The organism is Emticicia sp. 21SJ11W-3 (assembly GCF_024138715.1).
Classification (GTDB): Bacteria; Bacteroidota; Bacteroidia; order Cytophagales; family Spirosomataceae; genus Emticicia; species Emticicia fluvialis.
Map to the genome: position 1 here is coordinate 3,492,978 of NZ_CP092074.1, position 17,705 is coordinate 3,510,682.

16 protein-coding genes are annotated in these 17,705 nt (G+C 39.6%); 14 read left to right on the forward strand and 2 right to left on the reverse strand.

What is annotated here, in order from left to right; all coding sequences use genetic code 11:
• The first annotated feature begins 14 nt into the window (after positions 1-14).
• The 8 genes from MB380_RS14800 (at position 15) to MB380_RS14835 (ending at position 9,438) form a co-directional block, all read left to right on the forward strand.
• On the forward strand, positions 15-3,443 hold the full coding sequence (locus MB380_RS14800) for a DUF6443 domain-containing protein (RefSeq protein ID WP_253525916.1): 3,429 nt from the start codon (positions 15-17) through the stop codon (positions 3,441-3,443).
• Positions 3,444-3,449: 6 nt separating this feature from the next.
• On the forward strand, positions 3,450-4,157 hold the full coding sequence (locus tag MB380_RS14805; RefSeq protein ID WP_253525935.1) for a hypothetical protein: 708 nt from the start codon (positions 3,450-3,452) through the stop codon (positions 4,155-4,157).
• A gap of 77 nt (positions 4,158-4,234) precedes the next feature.
• Complete coding sequence (locus MB380_RS14810; RefSeq protein ID WP_253525938.1) at positions 4,235-5,914, forward strand: RHS repeat domain-containing protein; 1,680 nt, start codon at positions 4,235-4,237, stop codon at positions 5,912-5,914.
• 59 nt (positions 5,915-5,973) lie between these two features.
• On the forward strand, positions 5,974-6,366 hold the full coding sequence (locus MB380_RS14815) for a hypothetical protein (RefSeq protein ID WP_253525941.1): 393 nt from the start codon (positions 5,974-5,976) through the stop codon (positions 6,364-6,366).
• Between the two features lie 203 nt (positions 6,367-6,569).
• Positions 6,570-7,334, forward strand: a complete 765-nt coding sequence (locus MB380_RS14820; protein ID WP_253526026.1) for an RHS repeat domain-containing protein — start codon at positions 6,570-6,572, stop codon at positions 7,332-7,334.
• Positions 7,331-8,173 carry a hypothetical protein gene (locus MB380_RS14825; protein ID WP_253526029.1) on the forward strand — a complete coding sequence of 281 codons (843 nt, stop codon included), beginning with the start codon at positions 7,331-7,333 and terminating at the stop codon, positions 8,171-8,173. Before MB380_RS14820 ends, MB380_RS14825 begins: the two co-directional genes overlap by 4 nt.
• A 224-nt stretch (positions 8,174-8,397) precedes the next feature.
• Positions 8,398-9,180, forward strand: coding sequence for a colicin E3/pyocin S6 family cytotoxin (locus MB380_RS14830; RefSeq protein WP_253526046.1), 783 nt, complete (start codon positions 8,398-8,400; stop codon positions 9,178-9,180).
• A 6-nt stretch (positions 9,181-9,186) separates the two neighbouring features.
• Positions 9,187-9,438 carry a hypothetical protein gene (locus tag MB380_RS14835; protein ID WP_253526049.1) on the forward strand — a complete coding sequence of 84 codons (252 nt, stop codon included), beginning with the start codon at positions 9,187-9,189 and terminating at the stop codon, positions 9,436-9,438.
• Between the two features lie 480 nt (positions 9,439-9,918).
• Here the strand turns inward: MB380_RS14835 and MB380_RS14840 are convergent, their stop codons facing one another.
• A complete protein-coding gene (locus MB380_RS14840) occupies positions 9,919-10,443 on the reverse strand; it encodes an O-acetyl-ADP-ribose deacetylase (RefSeq protein ID WP_253526052.1) in 525 nt (174 codons plus the stop codon).
• An 837-nt stretch (positions 10,444-11,280) separates the two neighbouring features.
• The gene (locus MB380_RS14845) at positions 11,281-13,722 is read right to left on the reverse strand and encodes a TonB-dependent receptor (protein ID WP_253526054.1); all 2,442 of its coding nucleotides are present in this window, start codon (positions 13,720-13,722) and stop codon (positions 11,281-11,283) included.
• Positions 13,723-13,849: 127 nt separating this feature from the next.
• On the opposite strand from MB380_RS14845, the gene MB380_RS14850 reads away from it, so the two are divergent.
• The 6 genes from MB380_RS14850 (at position 13,850) to MB380_RS14875 (ending at position 17,682) form a co-directional block, all read left to right on the forward strand.
• Positions 13,850-14,467: a MarR family winged helix-turn-helix transcriptional regulator gene (locus MB380_RS14850; protein WP_253526077.1), complete on the forward strand. Its 618-nt coding sequence runs from the start codon at positions 13,850-13,852 to the stop codon at positions 14,465-14,467.
• 137 nt (positions 14,468-14,604) lie between these two features.
• Positions 14,605-15,225, forward strand: a complete 621-nt coding sequence (locus MB380_RS14855) for a LysE family transporter (RefSeq protein WP_253526081.1) — start codon at positions 14,605-14,607, stop codon at positions 15,223-15,225.
• A 66-nt stretch (positions 15,226-15,291) separates the two neighbouring features.
• Positions 15,292-15,744, forward strand: a complete 453-nt coding sequence (locus tag MB380_RS14860) for a YHS domain-containing (seleno)protein (RefSeq protein ID WP_253526083.1) — start codon at positions 15,292-15,294, stop codon at positions 15,742-15,744.
• Positions 15,745-15,762: 18 nt separating this feature from the next.
• Entirely contained in the window at positions 15,763-16,224 is a 462-nt protein-coding gene (locus MB380_RS14865) for a YHS domain-containing (seleno)protein (protein ID WP_253526085.1), read from the forward strand.
• Positions 16,225-16,241: 17 nt separating this feature from the next.
• Complete coding sequence (locus MB380_RS14870) at positions 16,242-16,649, forward strand: DoxX family protein (RefSeq protein WP_253526086.1); 408 nt, start codon at positions 16,242-16,244, stop codon at positions 16,647-16,649.
• A 16-nt stretch (positions 16,650-16,665) separates the two neighbouring features.
• Positions 16,666-17,682 carry a hypothetical protein gene (locus MB380_RS14875; RefSeq protein WP_253526088.1) on the forward strand — a complete coding sequence of 339 codons (1,017 nt, stop codon included), beginning with the start codon at positions 16,666-16,668 and terminating at the stop codon, positions 17,680-17,682.
• The last annotated feature ends 23 nt before the right edge of the window (positions 17,683-17,705 follow it).

Below are 17,705 nucleotides of genomic sequence, written 5' to 3' on the forward strand. Positions count from 1 at the left end.
ATCCACAGATACCAATGAAAAAAACCATTTTCTTATGGCTTTTGCTTCCGCTATGCGGCTGGGGGCAAACCATTACCAATCATAAAAATGCGGTGGCGCACAGCGCTTTCCGTATCAGTGGCGCAAGCACTGCTGATGCCGGCGACGCATCTAAGGCAGTTATTTCAATACAGTATATGGACGGCCTCGGCCGTCCTTTACAAACGGTGGGTTATAAACAGTCGCCGTTAGGGAAAGACATAGTATTTGAAGGGAAAGCCTACGACGGATTTGGCCGTGCCGTGAAAACGGCGTTGAATGCGCCCGCTACCGTACAAACCGGAGAGTATCAGAGCAACCCTTTTGGGCTTGCCACCACTTTTTACGGAGATAATTACGCTTACAGCGAGGCGACTGCTTTTGACAACTCGCCGATGAACCGCCTGAGAGAACAATATGGCCCCGGCCAGGCCTGGCGTACCAGTACCAAAAGAACCCAGACTTTTGATGAGTTAGCCGGTAGTGCGGTGCATCTGTACAATGCCGATGCCACCGGGAATATTACTCTTAACGGCACGTTCCCGAGTAATAGCCTTTTTAAAACCCGGGTGGTTGATGAACAGGGCAATACTACTGTTGAAATTAAAGATAAAGCAGGCAACCTGATACAAATAGAAAAGCCTGTGGGTGGCGCTACTTATATTACTTATTATGTGTATGACGAGTGGCAGCGGTTGCGGGCGGTGCTGCAACCGGAAGGCAAAAACCTGGTGGCAAGCATTGCCAAAAACTCTGATGCCTTTACCAAATGGGTGTTTGCCTATAACTATGACGCTGCCGGAAGGGTGATTGAAAAACACGTACCCGGCGCGGGCTGGTCGTCTATTGTCTATGACAAAAACGACATGCCGGTTCTGGCTCAGGACGCCAGCCAGGCGGCATTAAACAAATGGTCGTTTACAAAATATGACGCACTTGGCCGCGTGATTGTGATGGGTGAATTAACCAATGCTTCAAGCAGGGCCACCTTACAAACCGCGTTTGATGGGGCAAGTGCCACTTATGAAACCTGGGTGAGCGACTTTATAGGATACTCAAACGTCAGTTTTCCGATTAGTTATGTCTCTACTGACGAAAAAATCTACAATTTATATGACAACTATGGCTGGATAGCAGGCGAATGGGCATTCAATGCCAGCAGCGCCTTTAATTCGGGCGATTATTACAGTAATAGCAAAGGATTACAGACGGGTTACTTTGCCCGCAGTCAGGATGACCTCAACAAGGTTTATCATAACGTTTATTATTACGACTACAAAGGACGGAAAATACAAACCTACCGTGTACATGATAAGGGCGGAGCCACCCCCTGGGCCAAGGCTGTAGTTACCAACCTGGGCTATAATTTTGCAGGTGAGGTTATCAACGAAAAAGTGCTGTATCAGGCAGATGGTATGGCCAATACGGAATCGCTTACTACTTATGAATATGACAACACCGGCCGACAAACGAAAGTATCGCATGGTATCAACACGGCAGCATCCGAAATCAGAAGGTCGGAGTATGATGAGGCCGGACGTTTGAAACAGGCTAAAGTAAGAGCCACAGGGTCTTATACTGCCAATGGCACTGCTATCAGCGGTTTGCAGACTACCGATTATACCTACCACCTGCGGGGGCAACTACGGGGCATTAATCTGGATGGTTCGGGTAACCCTGTCCCCAATGCCAGCCAGGGTGATTTGTTCAGCTATAAGCTGGATTATGAAACAGCCGGGTATTATGATGGCAACATTGGCAAGCAATACTGGCAGGCCAGTAACAACAATGCTCCGTCGGGGCTGCGCACTTATACCTTCAGCTATGACAACATCTCGCGCCTCAAATCGGCCACTTATAGTGGCTTAGGCTCTGAAAGCTATGGGTTGGCGGCCATTAATTACGACAGAAACGGAAACATCACCAGCATGCAGCGGAATGGTAAGATAAGCAGCACCACCTATGGGCTGATGGACAACCTGACTTATACTTACGCTGGTAACCGTTTAACAAAGGTTGAAGACGCCGTAACAGGTAATTATGAGGTTGATTTTGTGAACCGCAACTCAGGAACAGACGACTACACCTATTATGCCAACGGCGCTTTGAAGGCTGATAAGAATGAAGATATAACCGATATTATTTACAACACTTTTGTTAATCAGCCAATTGAAATTCAGCTGACGGGTGGCCGATGGATAAAGAACTTCTATGATGGTGCCGGGCGATTGTACAAAACGAGTTATTCTACCGGTGAATACTGGGAGTATCTGGACGGGATGGTTTTCAAGAACGGCGCTTTTTATCAGCTTACCACACCTGAAGGCAGAGCGAATTATGAAAGCGGAGCCTGGTCTTATGAGTATTTTATAACTGATCACTTGGGTAACACCCGTGTAGCCTATAAAGCAAACGGCAGCGCATTGACTAAGACCTCTGAAACTTCTTTTGACCCTTGGGGGATTGTGTTAAAAGATGTAGGTTTAGTGAATGGTTTTCAAAATAAATTTGAATATCAAAATAAAGAAAAGGAAAGTACGTTTAATTTGCGAAGAATTAGCTTTGGCGCAAGGACTTATAATGCCAGTATAGGGCGGTTTGATGGGGTGGATGCATTAGCCCATAATTCATTATCTTTTAGTTCATATAGTCATGTATTCAATAATCCTATTCTTTTTGTTGACCCTGATGGTAATGAAGGTGATTATTACACGGAAAATGGCGGCTATTTAGGGAATGATGGCATAAATGATGACAAAGTTTATGTTGTAGAAGATGGTGGAGTTAAATCAACAAGAACAGAGAACGGTGTTACTACTAACACAATACTTAATAGTAAACGGCATGATCTTGGGATTTCTCATACTACTTTTCTTGCTTTCGCTGCCGTGATTCACGCTGAATCAAGCGGTAATCTAAATGAATCAATGGCAATTGGCAATGTAACTATGAATTTCCTTTCAAACGGAGGTTCGTCTCAATTAAAAACTTTAGAAGATGTGTCATTATTCGATAATACTTTTGCTCAGGGGGCAACTCAGTCAAATTATAATGAATTTATGGAATTAACACCTAGCAAAAGAAACTCTAAATTTGCTTTAAGGGCTGCCATTAATGCAATAGGATATAATAGTGGATTATCTGGAACTTTTGATTACTCCAATGGAGCTAACTCTTGGGATGGAATAGATTTGATTTCGACTGGTAATAAAAACAATCATCGAAATTATACTTGGAGTTCAGATTCAAAAGACTTATTAAAACAATACAAGAAAGCAAATAATGGAGGGGTAAATGTTGAAGGATTTACTTATAAAGACTCTGGATATCAAATATCAGCTACTTCAATAATTGGTAAAACATTATATACAAGTTTAAGAGGCGGTAGAGGAGAAAGAAAACAAAGTACTTCAAAATTCAAATGAGCAAGTATGAAAAAGAAAAGATTTATGTCTATTGCAGTTAGTCTTTTGTTTACTGTACACGGTTTCTTTACTGGTGGCTGCGAAACTTCAAATAAAGAAGACAGGAGTACAAAAGACTCTATACAAAATGAGAAACTCATAAAACCTGAGGATGCTATATTAACTCTCGATACTTTAATAGTTAATCAAGAACCATTAATTAAATTTTCAGAAGACAATGAGTTTAGATGTTTATTAAGGGCTGATGGTGATACTATTGTAAAATTTAACGATTACTATAATAGCATTAGATTTTTAGACATCAATCAAGATGGTTATAGTGATATTCGTGTGTTTGTGAATAGTAATAGCCCAAACCAATGTATTAACTACTTTTTTGATAATCAATCTAATGGCTATAAAGAGATTACGAATTCTTATCTGGATATTGAATTAATCAGAGACTCGAATCTTTTTTATTCTTACAATTCAACTGGCTGTGGAGATATGAATTGGGTAAGCCATATTAGTAAAATCGAAAATTTTGAAGAAACTAATATTGGTTCTATAGAAGTGAATGCATGTGGAAATAAGGATGAGAAAATAAACATCTATAAACTCAATAATTCAAATAAAGTGCGAATTGATTCAAATCCAATAACAGTTTTAGAAAAACAGAATAAATTCGATTTTATTCGAGAATATTGGCGAAGAAATTATGCTTTATTCCAATAAAGTTAATTGTTTTATCCTGAAAAATTGACTGATTTTAGTAAGAGCATTTAATTTAAGGCCATCCAATAGATTATTCATTGGGTGGCCTTTTCTTATTGTTTAGTTCATTTAAGAGGACAACGGCCGGATATTATGATGGCAACATCGGCAAGCAATACTGGCAGGCCAGTAACAACAATGCTCCGTCGGGGCTGCGCACTTATACCTTCAGCTATGACAACATCTCGCGCCTCAAATCGGCCACTTATAGTGGCTTAGGCTCTGAAAGCTATGGGTTGGCGGCCATTAATTACGACAGAAACGGAAACATCACCAGCATGCAGCGGAATGGTAAGCTAAGCAGCACCACCTATGGGCTGATGGACAACCTGACTTATACTTACGCTGGTAACCGTTTAACAAAGGTGGAAGACGCCGTAACAGGTAATTATGAGGTTGATTTTGTGAACCGCAACTCAGGAACAGACGACTACACCTATTATGCCAACGGCGCTTTGAAGGCTGATAAGAACGAAGACATCACCGATATTATTTACAGCACTTATGCCAATCAGCCCATTGAAATTCAGCTGACGGGTGGCCGATGGATAAAGAACTTCTATGACGGTGCCGGGCGGCTCTACAAAACCAGTTATTCTACCGGAGAATACTGGGAGTATCTGGACGGGATGGTTTTCAAGAACGGTGCTTTCTATCAACTGGCAACCCCTGAAGGCAGGGCGAATTACCAAAGTGGAGCCTGGTCTTATGAGTATTTTATAACAGACCACCTGGGCAACACCCGTGTAGCCTACAAAGCAAACGGTACAGCACTAACCAAGACATCAGAAACAGCATTTGACCCGTGGGGAGTTGTGTTAAAAGATGCTGGATTAGTGAATACTTTCCAAAATAAATTTGAATATCAAAATAAAGAAAAGGAAAGTACGTTTAACTTGCGAAGAATTAGCATTGGTGCCAGGACTTATAATCCGAGTATAGGGAGATTTGATGGGGTGGATGTGTTGGCGGATAAGATTAGAAGGTACAGTCCTTATAATTATTCGTTTAATAGTCCATTGAGGTTTATTGACCCTGATGGGAGGTACCCATATCCAATAAATATTCGAGCTTTTGCACCATTTAAAGAATTTGGTGGTAGGTTTGCGGGAGATAATAGAAGTTTTTCTACTTCTCAAAATGTAACATCACGACTTGCTCAATCTTTTACAATGAATACAGATAATCATACTTATAGTGGTTTACAAACTTCATCAAGCCCTTCTTCACACCCAATATTAGGGACGGCCACGGCAACGGATGATAAAGGAAGCATATCAAATTTTGTTTATTCAAATAACAAAGATGGAAGTACTACAACTTCGTGGACTTCAAAAATGTCTGGACATAATCCGTTAATCCCAGGTTCTTCAGACATAGATGTTACTACTAATTTTACTTTGTCGGAAAACAAACAAGCAGGGACTTTGGGTGTAAATGTAACTCAAACAGGAGATGCTTTCCCATCTGCCGAGACAATGATAGGAGACACCAAGGGAAACCAACTTATGATAGGTGTTAGCCCCGCTGTTGGCAATCCTTATACAAGTTTACCAGGAGACAATAACAGACCGATGATGAGTGCTAATTTTACCGTTACAATGGATAAAAAGGGAGTATTTACGGGCGTAGTTGTAGGAAGCGGGAAAAATGCAACTACATATAGTATTTCAGATTGGAATAAAATGATGCAATCTACCCCTGCAGTAAAAAATTAACCTTCAACAATATATACCTGAAGTTTCAGGCATATCTTTTTCTATAAAATAAAAAGTTCATGAAAATCATACTAACAAATTGGATAAACATAGTATGCGTGTTTGTAGCAGTATTTTTGTATTCTGTTATTTATGGCCTTACTAATGATGACGGCGTATCAAGAAACTTTCTTCAAGCCATTTTAGCTAGTATAATTTTAATTGCTTTATATGGAATAATACTTTGGATAGGTTTTATAGTTGTACTGGTTGCGCTGGATTTACTTTTAATTGTTTTAAATCAGAAACATTTAATGCTAAAATTAGTTATCGAATGGTTTATTATTAGTAGCCCATTTATTTATTGTGCAATTATCTACGAGCAACAGCGCTGGATTTACCTTGTTACTGTAGCTGCTTTTTTGATTAGTCAATTATTGCGACAAAACCTGATAATTAAAGTAATAGGGTAGTTAGATTTAACTAAGCCAACTGCAAAGCGTTGAGATGAGTCTCATTCTGAAATAATTTAACAAATTTAAGGATATATTTAGTTCAAGGCCATCCAATAGCTTATTCATTGGATGGCCTTTTTATTAATGAAATGATGATTAAAGGGCCCCCTTAATCGTACAAATTTGAATACCAAAATAAAGAAAAGCAAACCACGTTTAACTTGCGAAGAATTAGCTTTGGTGCAAGGACTTATAATGCGAGTATAGGGAGGTTTGATGGGGTGGATCCGTTGGCGGAGAAGATGAGAAGGTACAGCCCTTATACTTATTCGTTTAATAATCCTTTACGGTTTGTTGACCCTGATGGGATGGCTTCACAAGATTTTACTTATTCTGATGGCTATAGTAATATGAGCGTTAGGAATAGTACGGGGAGTATTAGCGTTAGTGGAGGTTTTGAACCTTTACAAGGTAGTCAACCAACTCCAAAAAATTCAATAAACCCTGTTACTCCGACCAATAAAGGAAATGTCAGTAAAGTATCTTGGGGAGAAACGAGTGGCATATACCCTACCAAAACACTAAATCCAACAGAAAAAGAATTAAACGACCCTACAAAGTGGGATATGAATAAAGTTCAACAATTAATGGAAGCAAGAGCAAGTATAGATTATATTTACAATAATGTCAATAAAGATGCTCATACCAATGATATTGACGCAGTAGGTAAAGATAAGTTGTTAGCTCCATATCATTTAAAGGACAATTTCCCGGAAGTACCTAAACAGATAAAAGATTTAGTAAAGGGGCGAGGCTTTTTTTATTTAGCATCAAAAGCTGATGTTAAAACGCCAAGTATCTCTGACAAATATTGGGATCAAACAATTGTGAAATCTTATGGCCCTTTTTACAATAGAGGGGGAGGGGATGCTGCAAAAGGTGAAATTTATATTATTTTTTATAGTGCTAATCCAAAAAAGAAATGAAAATAAATAGACACATTTTTACCATAGCTTTATTGTTAGCAATAATATTTAATTATTGCTGGGTATATTCCCAAAATAAAAATAATGCTTCAAATTATTTAGGCATTCCTTCAAAAGCTATCATTCGCAGTCAAAATGATTTTGTTACCTATAGTGATACGGTTAGTTTAAAAGAAGAAATTCCACCTGCTGTTAGAAGTAAGATGAAGTCCTTAATTAAGGGTAGTGATTATTCAGAGAATAACCTTGTTTTTAAAGTTACCTACTCTTCAAGCGTCTTCATTTATATTTTTAAGACCTATTCATTTAGCATCGTTAGGTTTTACCTCATAGCATACGATGCAAAAAACGACAGGGTATCAACCATATCGCCATCTATTAATGGTAAATGGATGGAGAATAATGAACAAGGGTTTTCAACGCGTCTTTTGTCTGAGCCACTTGTTGAGTTTCAAGACTTTGATAATGACAATAGAAATGAAATAATTATAAAAGAGAGAGTTCATAATGGCACTTTTTATAATGCGGTCATTAGTAATTACTTTAAATTTGATAAAGATCTAGAATTTAAAAAAGTGTTTGCTTTGGAATCATATTATAAAACACCAATAGATGATTGTATTATAAGACGTACTTTAAAAGGGAAAAAAGTAATTTCTGAATTAAAATGTGATTCCCATGATTTTAGTCCTGTTGGTGAAGCAGATTTGGAATTTTCAAGGAATGTTCGGATAAAATCTAAAAATAGTATTGATGAAAAATACAAAGGATTACTCATTACAGGTAGTGGACTGAATGAGACAGTTTTCATCAACAAAGGTTATAGTATAGCATATTAGCCTTTTTTAATACTGAACAAGTGTGAAGATTTAAGTATTTTAACTCTACGGTCTCACCCTGAAATAAGTTGACAAATTTAGGTACGAGTATTTAGTATAAGGCCATCCAATAAGTTATTCATTGGATGGCCTTTTTATTAATCAGTTAATGAAATGATGATTAAACTGAACCTGCCTCGAACCAATTTGAATATCAAAATAAAGAAAAGGAAAGTACGTTTAATTTGCGAAGAATTAGCTTTGGTGCTAGAACTTATAATGCGAATATCGGGAGGTTTGATAGGGTTGACCCGTTGGCGGATAATTACTATTCTTTATCTCCATATAACTATGTAGGGAATAATCCTGTTAAGAATACAGACCCAACAGGAATGTCTTGTAAGGGTTGTGGTAAAGATGGAGAAGATATAACCCCTCTTGAAATAAATGGTCATTATGCTTATATCGGGACTTGCCCTATTTGTCCTAATAGCAAAGAATATGATATTTTTAGGGATAGTAAAAGTTTATTTACTTACGATAGTCCAACAGGTATAGATTTTAATGGAGAAGGAAGTGCTATTGTTACTCTTAGTCGTCAAAATAATCCGGCAAGTTCTATACTAGCTGGCGGTATGATGATAGCAGGAGCTTTGGCTGCCGATGATGTTACAGGTATAGGTGTACTAGATGATCCAGCGATTCCTGTCGTTCTAGCAGGAACAGCTATTGTTGAGGGGATAACATATATTGGTTATGAAATTTATCAAAGTTACAACCCTGACAATTCTCCAGTCAATTATCATGTTCCACCCAAAACATTACCTGGTTTCCCTGATGCCAGAAGAGATAAGCCAAAAAGCGGCAGAGCCAGATGGGTATTACCAGACGGAAAAATATTAGAATGGGATTATCAACATGGGGATGTTGAAGTTTATAATAATAAGGGTAAACACCAAGGTTCAGCCGATCCTAACACCGGTGAAATGACAAAAGAACCTGTACCTGGAAGAACAACTCAAAAATAAAATCTAATGGAAAAAGTACAAAGAATTATTGCATATTATAATAAAGAAAGCGAAGAATTAGTAGGTGAATATCCAATAAATTTATCTTTAGATATTTTAAATACTATTTTTGTTCCCTCTCCGGAGGATGATATTTATCTTTATTTCGTTTATGAAATAAAAGAAAATCAAGCCACAGTCTTAAAAAAAAATACTAACATAGAATTTGATTTTTCAAATTACAGTTATTTTTTAGAATGCTATAATGTCTCGTCATAAATAAAGGTTTTATCATTTAAAAACTATCCTCTTAAGAAAGCCCATACGATAATTTTTATTGGATGGGCTTTCTTAGTATGGGGACTTAACTCGTAGAGTCTATAAAGCCAATCTTGGCTATAACTTTGCTGGCGAAGTGATTAACGAAAAAGGTTTGAGTTAACCCATTGAGATACAGCTCACCAACAACAGATGGATTAAAAACTTCTATGATGGCTCGGGGTGCTTATAAAAAACCACTTATTCGAAAGGAGAATACTGGGAATACCTTGAGGCTTGGTTTTTAAGAATGGTGCTTTCTATCAACTGGCTTCTCCAGAAGGCAGAGCGGTTTATCAAAGTGTAGCTTGGTCGTATGACTATTTCCACACCGACCATCTGGGCAATACCCGTTTAGCTTATAAAGCTAACGGCACAGCACTGGCTAAAACCTCTGAAACTTCTTTTGACCCTTGGGGGTTAATACAAATTTAGTCCTATTTACATTAAAAGTTTAGAATAGATTTTATAGTTTTCTTCATCAAAGCATACAAAGAAAACCTTTTCAATATTATCTGAAGTAGGCAAAAAGTCAGACACTGTTTGAATGGCAATTCCAGCAGCTTTTTCCTTAGGAAATTTATAAATACCCGTGCTAATATTGGGAAAAGAAATTGTCCTTACTCCGTTGTCTAATGCCAATTTAAGGCTATTTAAATAGGCCAATGACAACAAGTACTCTTCATTACTTTTGCCATTATTCCAAACTGGCCCTACAGTATGAATAACAAATTTAGCAGGCAGTGCTCCGGCATTTGTTATAACGGCTTCACCAACTTTACAGCCCCCTTGCTTGCTCCGTATTTTTTGACATTCTTCAAGTATAGCTTTACCACCAGCCCTATGAATTGCACCATCCACCCCTCCTCCTCCCAGCAAAGATGTATTGGCCGCATTTACAATAGCATCAACCTGAATTTTTGTAATATCACCTTTTAAGACCTCTATCATTAGATTATTTTGCATTATTTATGAAAAAGTAACAAAAACAATTATCAAATCCATTCAAACGCAGATAAAGTGAGTTTTATTACACTCGCAGCAATTACAATATAATGCTTTTAGATTTCACCTTTCTGCCATTGATAACAAAATATTACCGTCAATGAATTTAATATTGAAATTAAACATATTGTTGAATTAGATAAAAGTAAAATGGTTATAAATCCAACTGATTTAATTAGTAGATTTACAGTTAGTCCAGATGTAAGTCTGGTGAGTTCTATTTCAAATTATATTCCGTTGCTTCCAAAATATATATTATTTTAATAGTTTAAAAATTGTAACAGCAATTAAAAAATATAAGGTAAGGACAGGAAATTTATTTGATTCTTATTGGTTTCCCAGCAGTCTTTAAAAATATCTTTTCAATTTGAATAGAAGATGGATATTAACATATTTATTCACCAGTTGAATAATTTGAAGCTCACACAACCCCTGCTCCAACCTTTTCTGAATACCAAAATAAAGAAAAGGAAAGTACGTTTAATTTGCGAAGAATTAGCTTTGGCGCTAGAACTTATAATGCGAGTATAGGGCGGTTTGATGGGGTTAGGCTATGCTACGGCACCGATGCATTGACAGGAAAATCATGTTGAAAAAACATGGTATCAGTTGAAGATCCTAAATTGTTTGTTGCTGTTTTTAAAAGATTTTACTGAAACCTTTTGAAACAGCAACAAACATTCAATCTGATGTTTGCCAATGGTTGGTTTGTATTTTATGTTGCCTGGGTGGTATTTTCTTAACTCGGCGTTTAAATTATAAAATCAGAACGCCAACAATACAAATGCACCGCCAGATCTAAAACTCAACAATAAACCCAAGGCTTGGGGTTGGCCTGCCCGACAAGTTATCTAATATAACCGGAATGGCATTTAAGCCGTCGGGCCTGATCGATTGCCCGTCGCTCGACTCAAAGTCGGAATTATCGGCCTTGCGTTTAAAGGTAAAATAAGGCATAGACTCATTTTTAAAGGCAAGTACGTTCTGTACGTCCAGAAATAAATCCAGGGTCCAGCGCGGGTAATTCCATTTTTTATCCACGCGTATATCTACCTGATTAAAGGCTTTTAGTCGAACCGAATTTAAACGGGTGTAATCAAGAATCCCCTGCCCTAATGTCAGGTAATTCTGCTGCGATGCGGCCAGGTCATAAGGTGTATAGGGGCTACCGCCTGCAAACCTGTATTTCAGGCCTATCTCCCACTGTTTGTTTAGTTTTAGGCCATAAATAAAAGACACCAGATGCCGTACATCCCATGCCGATGGCCTTAGTGCGGTATTCTGCCCACCAAACTTGCTTCTCACAAAGGTGTAAGAGAGTGTCAGAAAATTACGTTTTACCAGTTTTTGCTGTACAAAAAATTCAACTCCGTATGTTTCACCTCTGCCCACAGACCTCACCGCTTCATTACCAATGGCGCCAAATTCGCCTCCCAGGTTAGCCAGCGAAATATTGTTAAGCGTAGTTACCGGATAATTTCTGTAATCTTTATAAAAACCTTCAACCGTGAACCTCAAATCGGGCTTGGGCAGATACTCCAACCCTAGTGCATAATGCAGGGTGTTAATGTATTTCTTGTTGCGGTTGGTATAGCTACCCTGCGCATCTTTAAAGCCCAGCACCGTATAAATAGGTATTTTGTAATAGCTTCCCCAGGCGGCATTAAGTCTGAAATTACTGCTTAAAGGTGCCGAAACCGAGATGCGGGGCGAAAGCGTTCTGAGTGGATTCTGCCCCTCATCAGTAAAGCTGTTCATATCGGTTCTTAGCCCGCCTGATACACTCACCTGATTGGCAAATGTCTTACCAACCTGTGCAAAAGCGCCATATTTCCAGAAGTTAAGGTCGGTCATAAACCGATACGCTACTTCCGGCTGTATTACATTCCCGTTTTGGTCGGTTACGCTATTTCTTATTTTCTGAAAGAAATCGTTCCGGTAATTCACATACTGTATTACGCCGCCAAAGCTGTAAGTAAAACCATTGCTCGATTTTTTAAGGTATGCCCTGAGCTTGGTTTCCACCTCTTTTGATTGTGAAAACAGGTTCTGCGACTGCGGCTCGGGGTTATTGTTGTCTTCGTAGCGCTCTAATGAGTTGTTCAGGTGATTCCGGCTGAGCGCCACATGAATGAAACCTTTGTTAATGAGGTGCTTGACAGACGCCCCGGCGGTATAGTTCCACTGATTAATCAATGAAGAATTTCTGAATATATAGATATTTTCGGGGCTGGGGTCTTTGGGTAACGCAAACTTAAAGTCGTCTATGGCGCCTATGCCTATCAGATTCAACGTGGTTTTTTCTCCGAGTTTATGTGTAATTTTTGTCTGGAAATCCCAGTAATTGGGTCTGATGGGCAGGTCTATCAACTTAAACAAAAGTTGCAGATAAGACCTACGCCCCGAAAGAAGAAAATTGGTTTTGTCGCTCAGTTTGCCATCAAAGGTTGCGGCCAGTTCGGTTGCGCTTAAGCGGATATTGCTTTGTAAGCGTTCTGAATTACCCACTTTCTGGTTAATTTCAAAAACACCCGAAAGGGCATTATCAAATTGCGCATTAAATGCCGAGGTACTCAGCTTAATATCGTCTACAAAAGCGGTATTAATTATACCTGCGGGTCCACCGGCGCTACCCTGCGTTGAAAAGTGGTTAAGCACCGGTATTTCTATGCCATCAAGGTAATAGATGTTCTCGTTGGGGCCGCCGCCTCTCAATATTATATCGTTTCTGAAACCCCCGCTTCCTGTGGTTCCGGCTACACCCGGCAGCGCCTGAATCACTTTTGAAACATCAAAGTTTCCACCCGGATTACTCCTGATTTCTTCAACTGTAAGGGTCTGCACCGACAGCGGTGTCATTACGTCTGAAGCAAGGGCTGATTTTGCCCGTTGATTTTTCACCGTTACCTCCCCCAGTGTAGCTGTTTCGGCCTGTAATTCAAAATTGACAGACTGCGCATTACCAGAGGTAAGGTTGATATTATATTTAACAAGTGTCTGATAACCAACATAAGTTACTTTCAGGTTGTAGCTGCCAACGGGTAACAATAAACGAAAGTTACCTTCCAGGTCTGTTGTGGTACCCTGCGATGATTGCTCTACACCCACGGTGGCTCCTATTAGTGGTTCCTGCGTGTTTTTATCAATTACTTTACCGTAAATGGTACCTATATTCTGTGCAAAACCCGAAAAACTAAAAAATAACGACAAAAAAAAGAAGTAGAGTTTAATGGTTTTCATACCAAATAAATTAGATTAGTTTTACATAAAACAATTTCAGGTTTTAAATGTTTTATGTAAAACAAAATATTTTTTAAATGAATGGTATAATACCATTTTGCGTTTCAAATATTGTTAACAATAGTATATGGACTACAGTATTTTAAAAGAAATTATAGCGTTGGCAGAGGCGTATCAGCAGCAAACAAACGCCCAGCGTTGGCAAAAAGAGCAATTTGTGTCCTGGATTATCAACGAAGCCAATAAAACACAGCCAAAGCCACAAAGCATGATACCGTCGCAAGACGGGCTTATTTCTATGTTTTTAGGAATTGCCTACAAGTATGCTCAATTTTATGCCAAACGGGTTTTCAGAAATACTGAAATCTACTCGCTTGATGACTTTGCCGTGCTGGTATCTCTTTTTCCTGACAAAGAGTTTAAGAAAATAGATGTGCTCAGGATGTGCATACAAGAAAAATCGTCGGGCAACGAGGTACTAAAAAGACTGCTCCGCGACGGGATGCTACAGGAAAGAGAAAATCCAGCCGATGCCCGGTCAAAACTATTATCACTGACAGACAAGGGGCGCACCCAATTTGGTCTGATTCAAAACGGAATCCAGAAGATGTCGGGCCACATTGTAGGCGATCTGAGCATTGAAGAAAAAAATCAGTTGTTGCAAGCCTTGATGAAGCTGCACCATTATCATCACCCCTATTTTGAAGAAAACAATGAAGACGTATTGAAGCAATTGCTTAACTAAGGGTTTGTGCAGACAAATCCGGTTAGAATTTAGTTTACTGCATACCCGCTCTGGCCGGGTTTTGTCTCAAATGTCGGCAGGCAGACAATTCATCCGGCACGCTTGCTTTAGGTTTGTTGCATACAAACCAATTATGTATGCCAGAGCCATTAGCCATTTTATTACTCACAGCCCTCATCAGTTTTTTGGGTTCTGTACAACCGGGGCCGGTAAACCTGGCAGTGGTACAGGCCACACTTTCGGGCAGTTTTAAAGATGGTGTTTACGTGGCTGTAAGCGGCTCACTGCCTGAGGTAATCTACACCATAGCTGCACTTAAAGGAAGGTTATTGTTGATGCAAAACCAGATACTGCTTGACGCCCTGCAACTGGCCGCCATTCCGTTTTTTTTAATAACGGGCCTGTTTAGCCTTTTTACAAAGGCTAAAACCACTACAGCAATAAAAACCACAAAAATACACAAAGAAACCCTTGGTGGCTTTGGTAAAGGGATGCTCAACCCGCAACTTTTGCCTTTCTGGCTGGTTGTGCTGGTTTATCTTCATTCGTTTTACAGTTTGCAATCGTTCAGCTCGCAACTATCATTTGTATTAGGGGCAGCCTTAGGCTCATTTGCCATTCTGCTGCTTTTTGCCTGGCTGGCCAAACGTTTTCAGGGTCAATTACACGGTTTATTTCTGAGGTTTTCGTTCAACAAAGCCATTGGTTTGCTATTTATTTCAATGGCAGTTGGCCAAACGCTCAGAATCTTTCTCTGAATTGTCATTGAGCCGACAATCCGTCAGTTACAATTCTGCCAATTTTGTAAAAAAAACTTCACGAAAATGAAAAACACCCGCATTCAAATCATCATCCTTTTTCTTCTTCTTTTTGCAGGAAGCGCCTTTGCGCAAGATAATGCCATTTACCAGAAAAATGGCATTGCCATTAACGGCTATGACCCCGTAGCTTATTTTACAGAAAACAAGGCCGTAAAGGGTTCAGAAACTTTTGGGTACCAATGGCATGAAGCCACGTGGCTTTTTAGTTCGCAGGCCAATTTAGATGCCTTCAAGGCAGACCCTGCCAGATACGCGCCTCAGTTCGGCGGTTTTTGTGCCTTTGGGGTGAGCGAGAATCACAAGTCGCCCACTGACCCTGATGCCTGGACAATAGTTGAAGATAAACTTTACCTGAACTACAGCCCCAAGGTAAAACAACTATGGTCGAAAGACATTCCGGGTCGCATCAAAAAAGCCAACGATTACTGGCCTGCGCTAAACAAGCCCAATAACTAACCTTAAACCACCGTACAGATGAAACGCAGTTATTTAATTATCATTATACTGGTTGGGTTAATTGGCCAGGCCTTGGCACAACCCAATGCCAGACCCAGGCAGTTTAATCTTGAAAACGGCCTTGCCATTCAGGGTTATGACCCCGTAGCCTATTTTAATGAGCACAAAGCCATTAAAGGCAACAAGCAATGGATCACCAATTATGAGGGCGCAAACTATTGGTTTGGCAGTGCCGCAAACAAAGAAATTTTTTTAAAAGACCCGAAAAAATATGAGCCGCAGTATGGTGGCTGGTGTGCCTACGCTATGGGAGCCACGGGCGAAAAAGTAGAAATTGACCCCGAAACTTTCAAAATTCTGAACGGGAAACTCTATCTTTTCTATCATTCGTGGGTAAATAATACCCTGCCCAAATGGAATAAAGATGAGGCGAATCTGAAGCAGAAAGCAGATAAAAACTGGATGAATTTTATACGCTAACCCACATTGCAAATCAGATGAAAACACAGAAAATCATTTCGTTGGGCTTACGTATCATAGCTGCCGTTATTTTTATTCAGACACTTTATTTTAAATTTACGGCACATCCTGAGTCTGTGGTGTTGTTTTCCAAACTGGGTGCCGAACCTTGGGGCCGCATAGGCACCGGCGTTTTAGAACTGGTAACTGCTGTGTTATTGCTGCTACCGGCCACTGCATTTGTTGGGGGGCTGCTGGCCATGGGCTTAATGCTGGGTGCAATTGCTGCTCATTTAATGGTTATAGGCATTGAGTCAATGGGCGATGGCGGACAACTGTTTATATTGGCCATAGTAGTTTTGTTTTGCTCGGTAGTGATTCAGGTTATACACCGGCAACAGGGCCTGGCATTGGCCAGAAAATTCTTTCCCAATGCTTTTAGATGATTTTACGCGCCTTATTATGAAACTCCCGCTTTTTGTTATTAAAATTTTCAATTATGAATACTGGCCCTGGTGGTTATTTTATTTACCAATGGCTCCGTACTGGCTGTATCTGGCTATCAGAACGCGCTCGTTTACCTTTTTTACGGCGGTTAACCCGGGTATAAAAGCAGGTGGTTTTTATGGCGAAAGCAAGATTGAAATTCTCAGGAAAATCAACCCCGATTTTCTACCTAAAACCATTTTCGTAGAAAAAGAAAAAGAACCGGGCAACCTTATCGATTTAATTGAAGCTGCAGAGATGGGCTTCCCTGTGATTGCCAAGCCGGATATAGGCGAGAGAGGCACCCATGTTGCCAAAATTGAAACAGCCGAACAGTTGCATAACTACCATGTGGCAACACAGGGAAATTACATAATTCAGGAATTTATCAGCTATCCTATTGAATTGGGCGTACTTTTTAGCCGCGTGCCTACGGAGCCAGCCGGAATTGTTTCTTCCATAACCATAAAAGAATTTCTGACGGTTACGGGTGACGGTAAATCTACCATACGGGAGTTGATTGGCAGGTCTACCCGTGCGCGGTTCCAGCTGGTGGCGCTGGAGTCAAAATTAGGTGAGCAGATAAACGAGCAGCTACCGCTAAACGAAAAACGCCTGCTTGAACCCATTGGGAATCATTGCCGGGGAACCAAATTTATAAATGCCAACCACTTGATTAACGAGAAAACACATGCCGTATTCAGCAGCATTGCCGATAGTTTTGATGGGTTTTATTATGGCAGATTTGACCTGAAAGTGCCCAGCATTGAAGATTTGTATAATGGCAAAAACATAAAAATAATGGAACTGAACGGGGTGAGCTCTGACCCCGGGCATATATACGACCCTGCCTACTCTTTACTGAATGCCTACAAAGATTTACGCTGGCACTGGAGCCGCAGCGCCGACATAAGCATTAATAACCAGAAAAGAGGTCATCTGCCTTTATCGCTTGCCGAAGTTTGGGTAATAATTAAGAAGCATTTTAGTTAAAAATTGCCTGCAATCTGTATATT

What these genes read in the sequence shown, in the direction of transcription:
- MB380_RS14805 (WP_253525935.1), top strand. Translation starts at nt 3,450, where the DNA reads ATGAAAAAGAAAAGATTTATGTCTATTGCAGTTAGTCTTTTGTTTACT.
- MB380_RS14815 (WP_253525941.1), top strand. Translation starts at nt 5,974, where the DNA reads ATGAAAATCATACTAACAAATTGGATAAACATAGTATGCGTGTTTGTA.
- MB380_RS14825 (WP_253526029.1), top strand. Translation starts at nt 7,331, where the DNA reads ATGAAAATAAATAGACACATTTTTACCATAGCTTTATTGTTAGCAATA.
- MB380_RS14870 (WP_253526086.1), top strand. Translation starts at nt 16,242, where the DNA reads ATGAAAACACAGAAAATCATTTCGTTGGGCTTACGTATCATAGCTGCC.
- MB380_RS14865 (WP_253526085.1), top strand. Translation starts at nt 15,763, where the DNA reads ATGAAACGCAGTTATTTAATTATCATTATACTGGTTGGGTTAATTGGC.
- MB380_RS14850 (WP_253526077.1), top strand. Translation starts at nt 13,850, where the DNA reads ATGGACTACAGTATTTTAAAAGAAATTATAGCGTTGGCAGAGGCGTAT.
- MB380_RS14835 (WP_253526049.1), top strand. Translation starts at nt 9,187, where the DNA reads ATGGAAAAAGTACAAAGAATTATTGCATATTATAATAAAGAAAGCGAA.
- MB380_RS14800 (WP_253525916.1), top strand. Translation starts at nt 15, where the DNA reads ATGAAAAAAACCATTTTCTTATGGCTTTTGCTTCCGCTATGCGGCTGG.
- MB380_RS14845 (WP_253526054.1), bottom strand. Translation starts at nt 13,722, where the DNA reads ATGAAAACCATTAAACTCTACTTCTTTTTTTTGTCGTTATTTTTTAGT.
- MB380_RS14875 (WP_253526088.1), top strand. Translation starts at nt 16,666, where the DNA reads ATGAAACTCCCGCTTTTTGTTATTAAAATTTTCAATTATGAATACTGG.
- MB380_RS14860 (WP_253526083.1), top strand. Translation starts at nt 15,292, where the DNA reads ATGAAAAACACCCGCATTCAAATCATCATCCTTTTTCTTCTTCTTTTT.
- MB380_RS14855 (WP_253526081.1), top strand. Translation starts at nt 14,605, where the DNA reads ATGCCAGAGCCATTAGCCATTTTATTACTCACAGCCCTCATCAGTTTT.
- MB380_RS14840 (WP_253526052.1), bottom strand. Translation starts at nt 10,443, where the DNA reads ATGCAAAATAATCTAATGATAGAGGTCTTAAAAGGTGATATTACAAAA.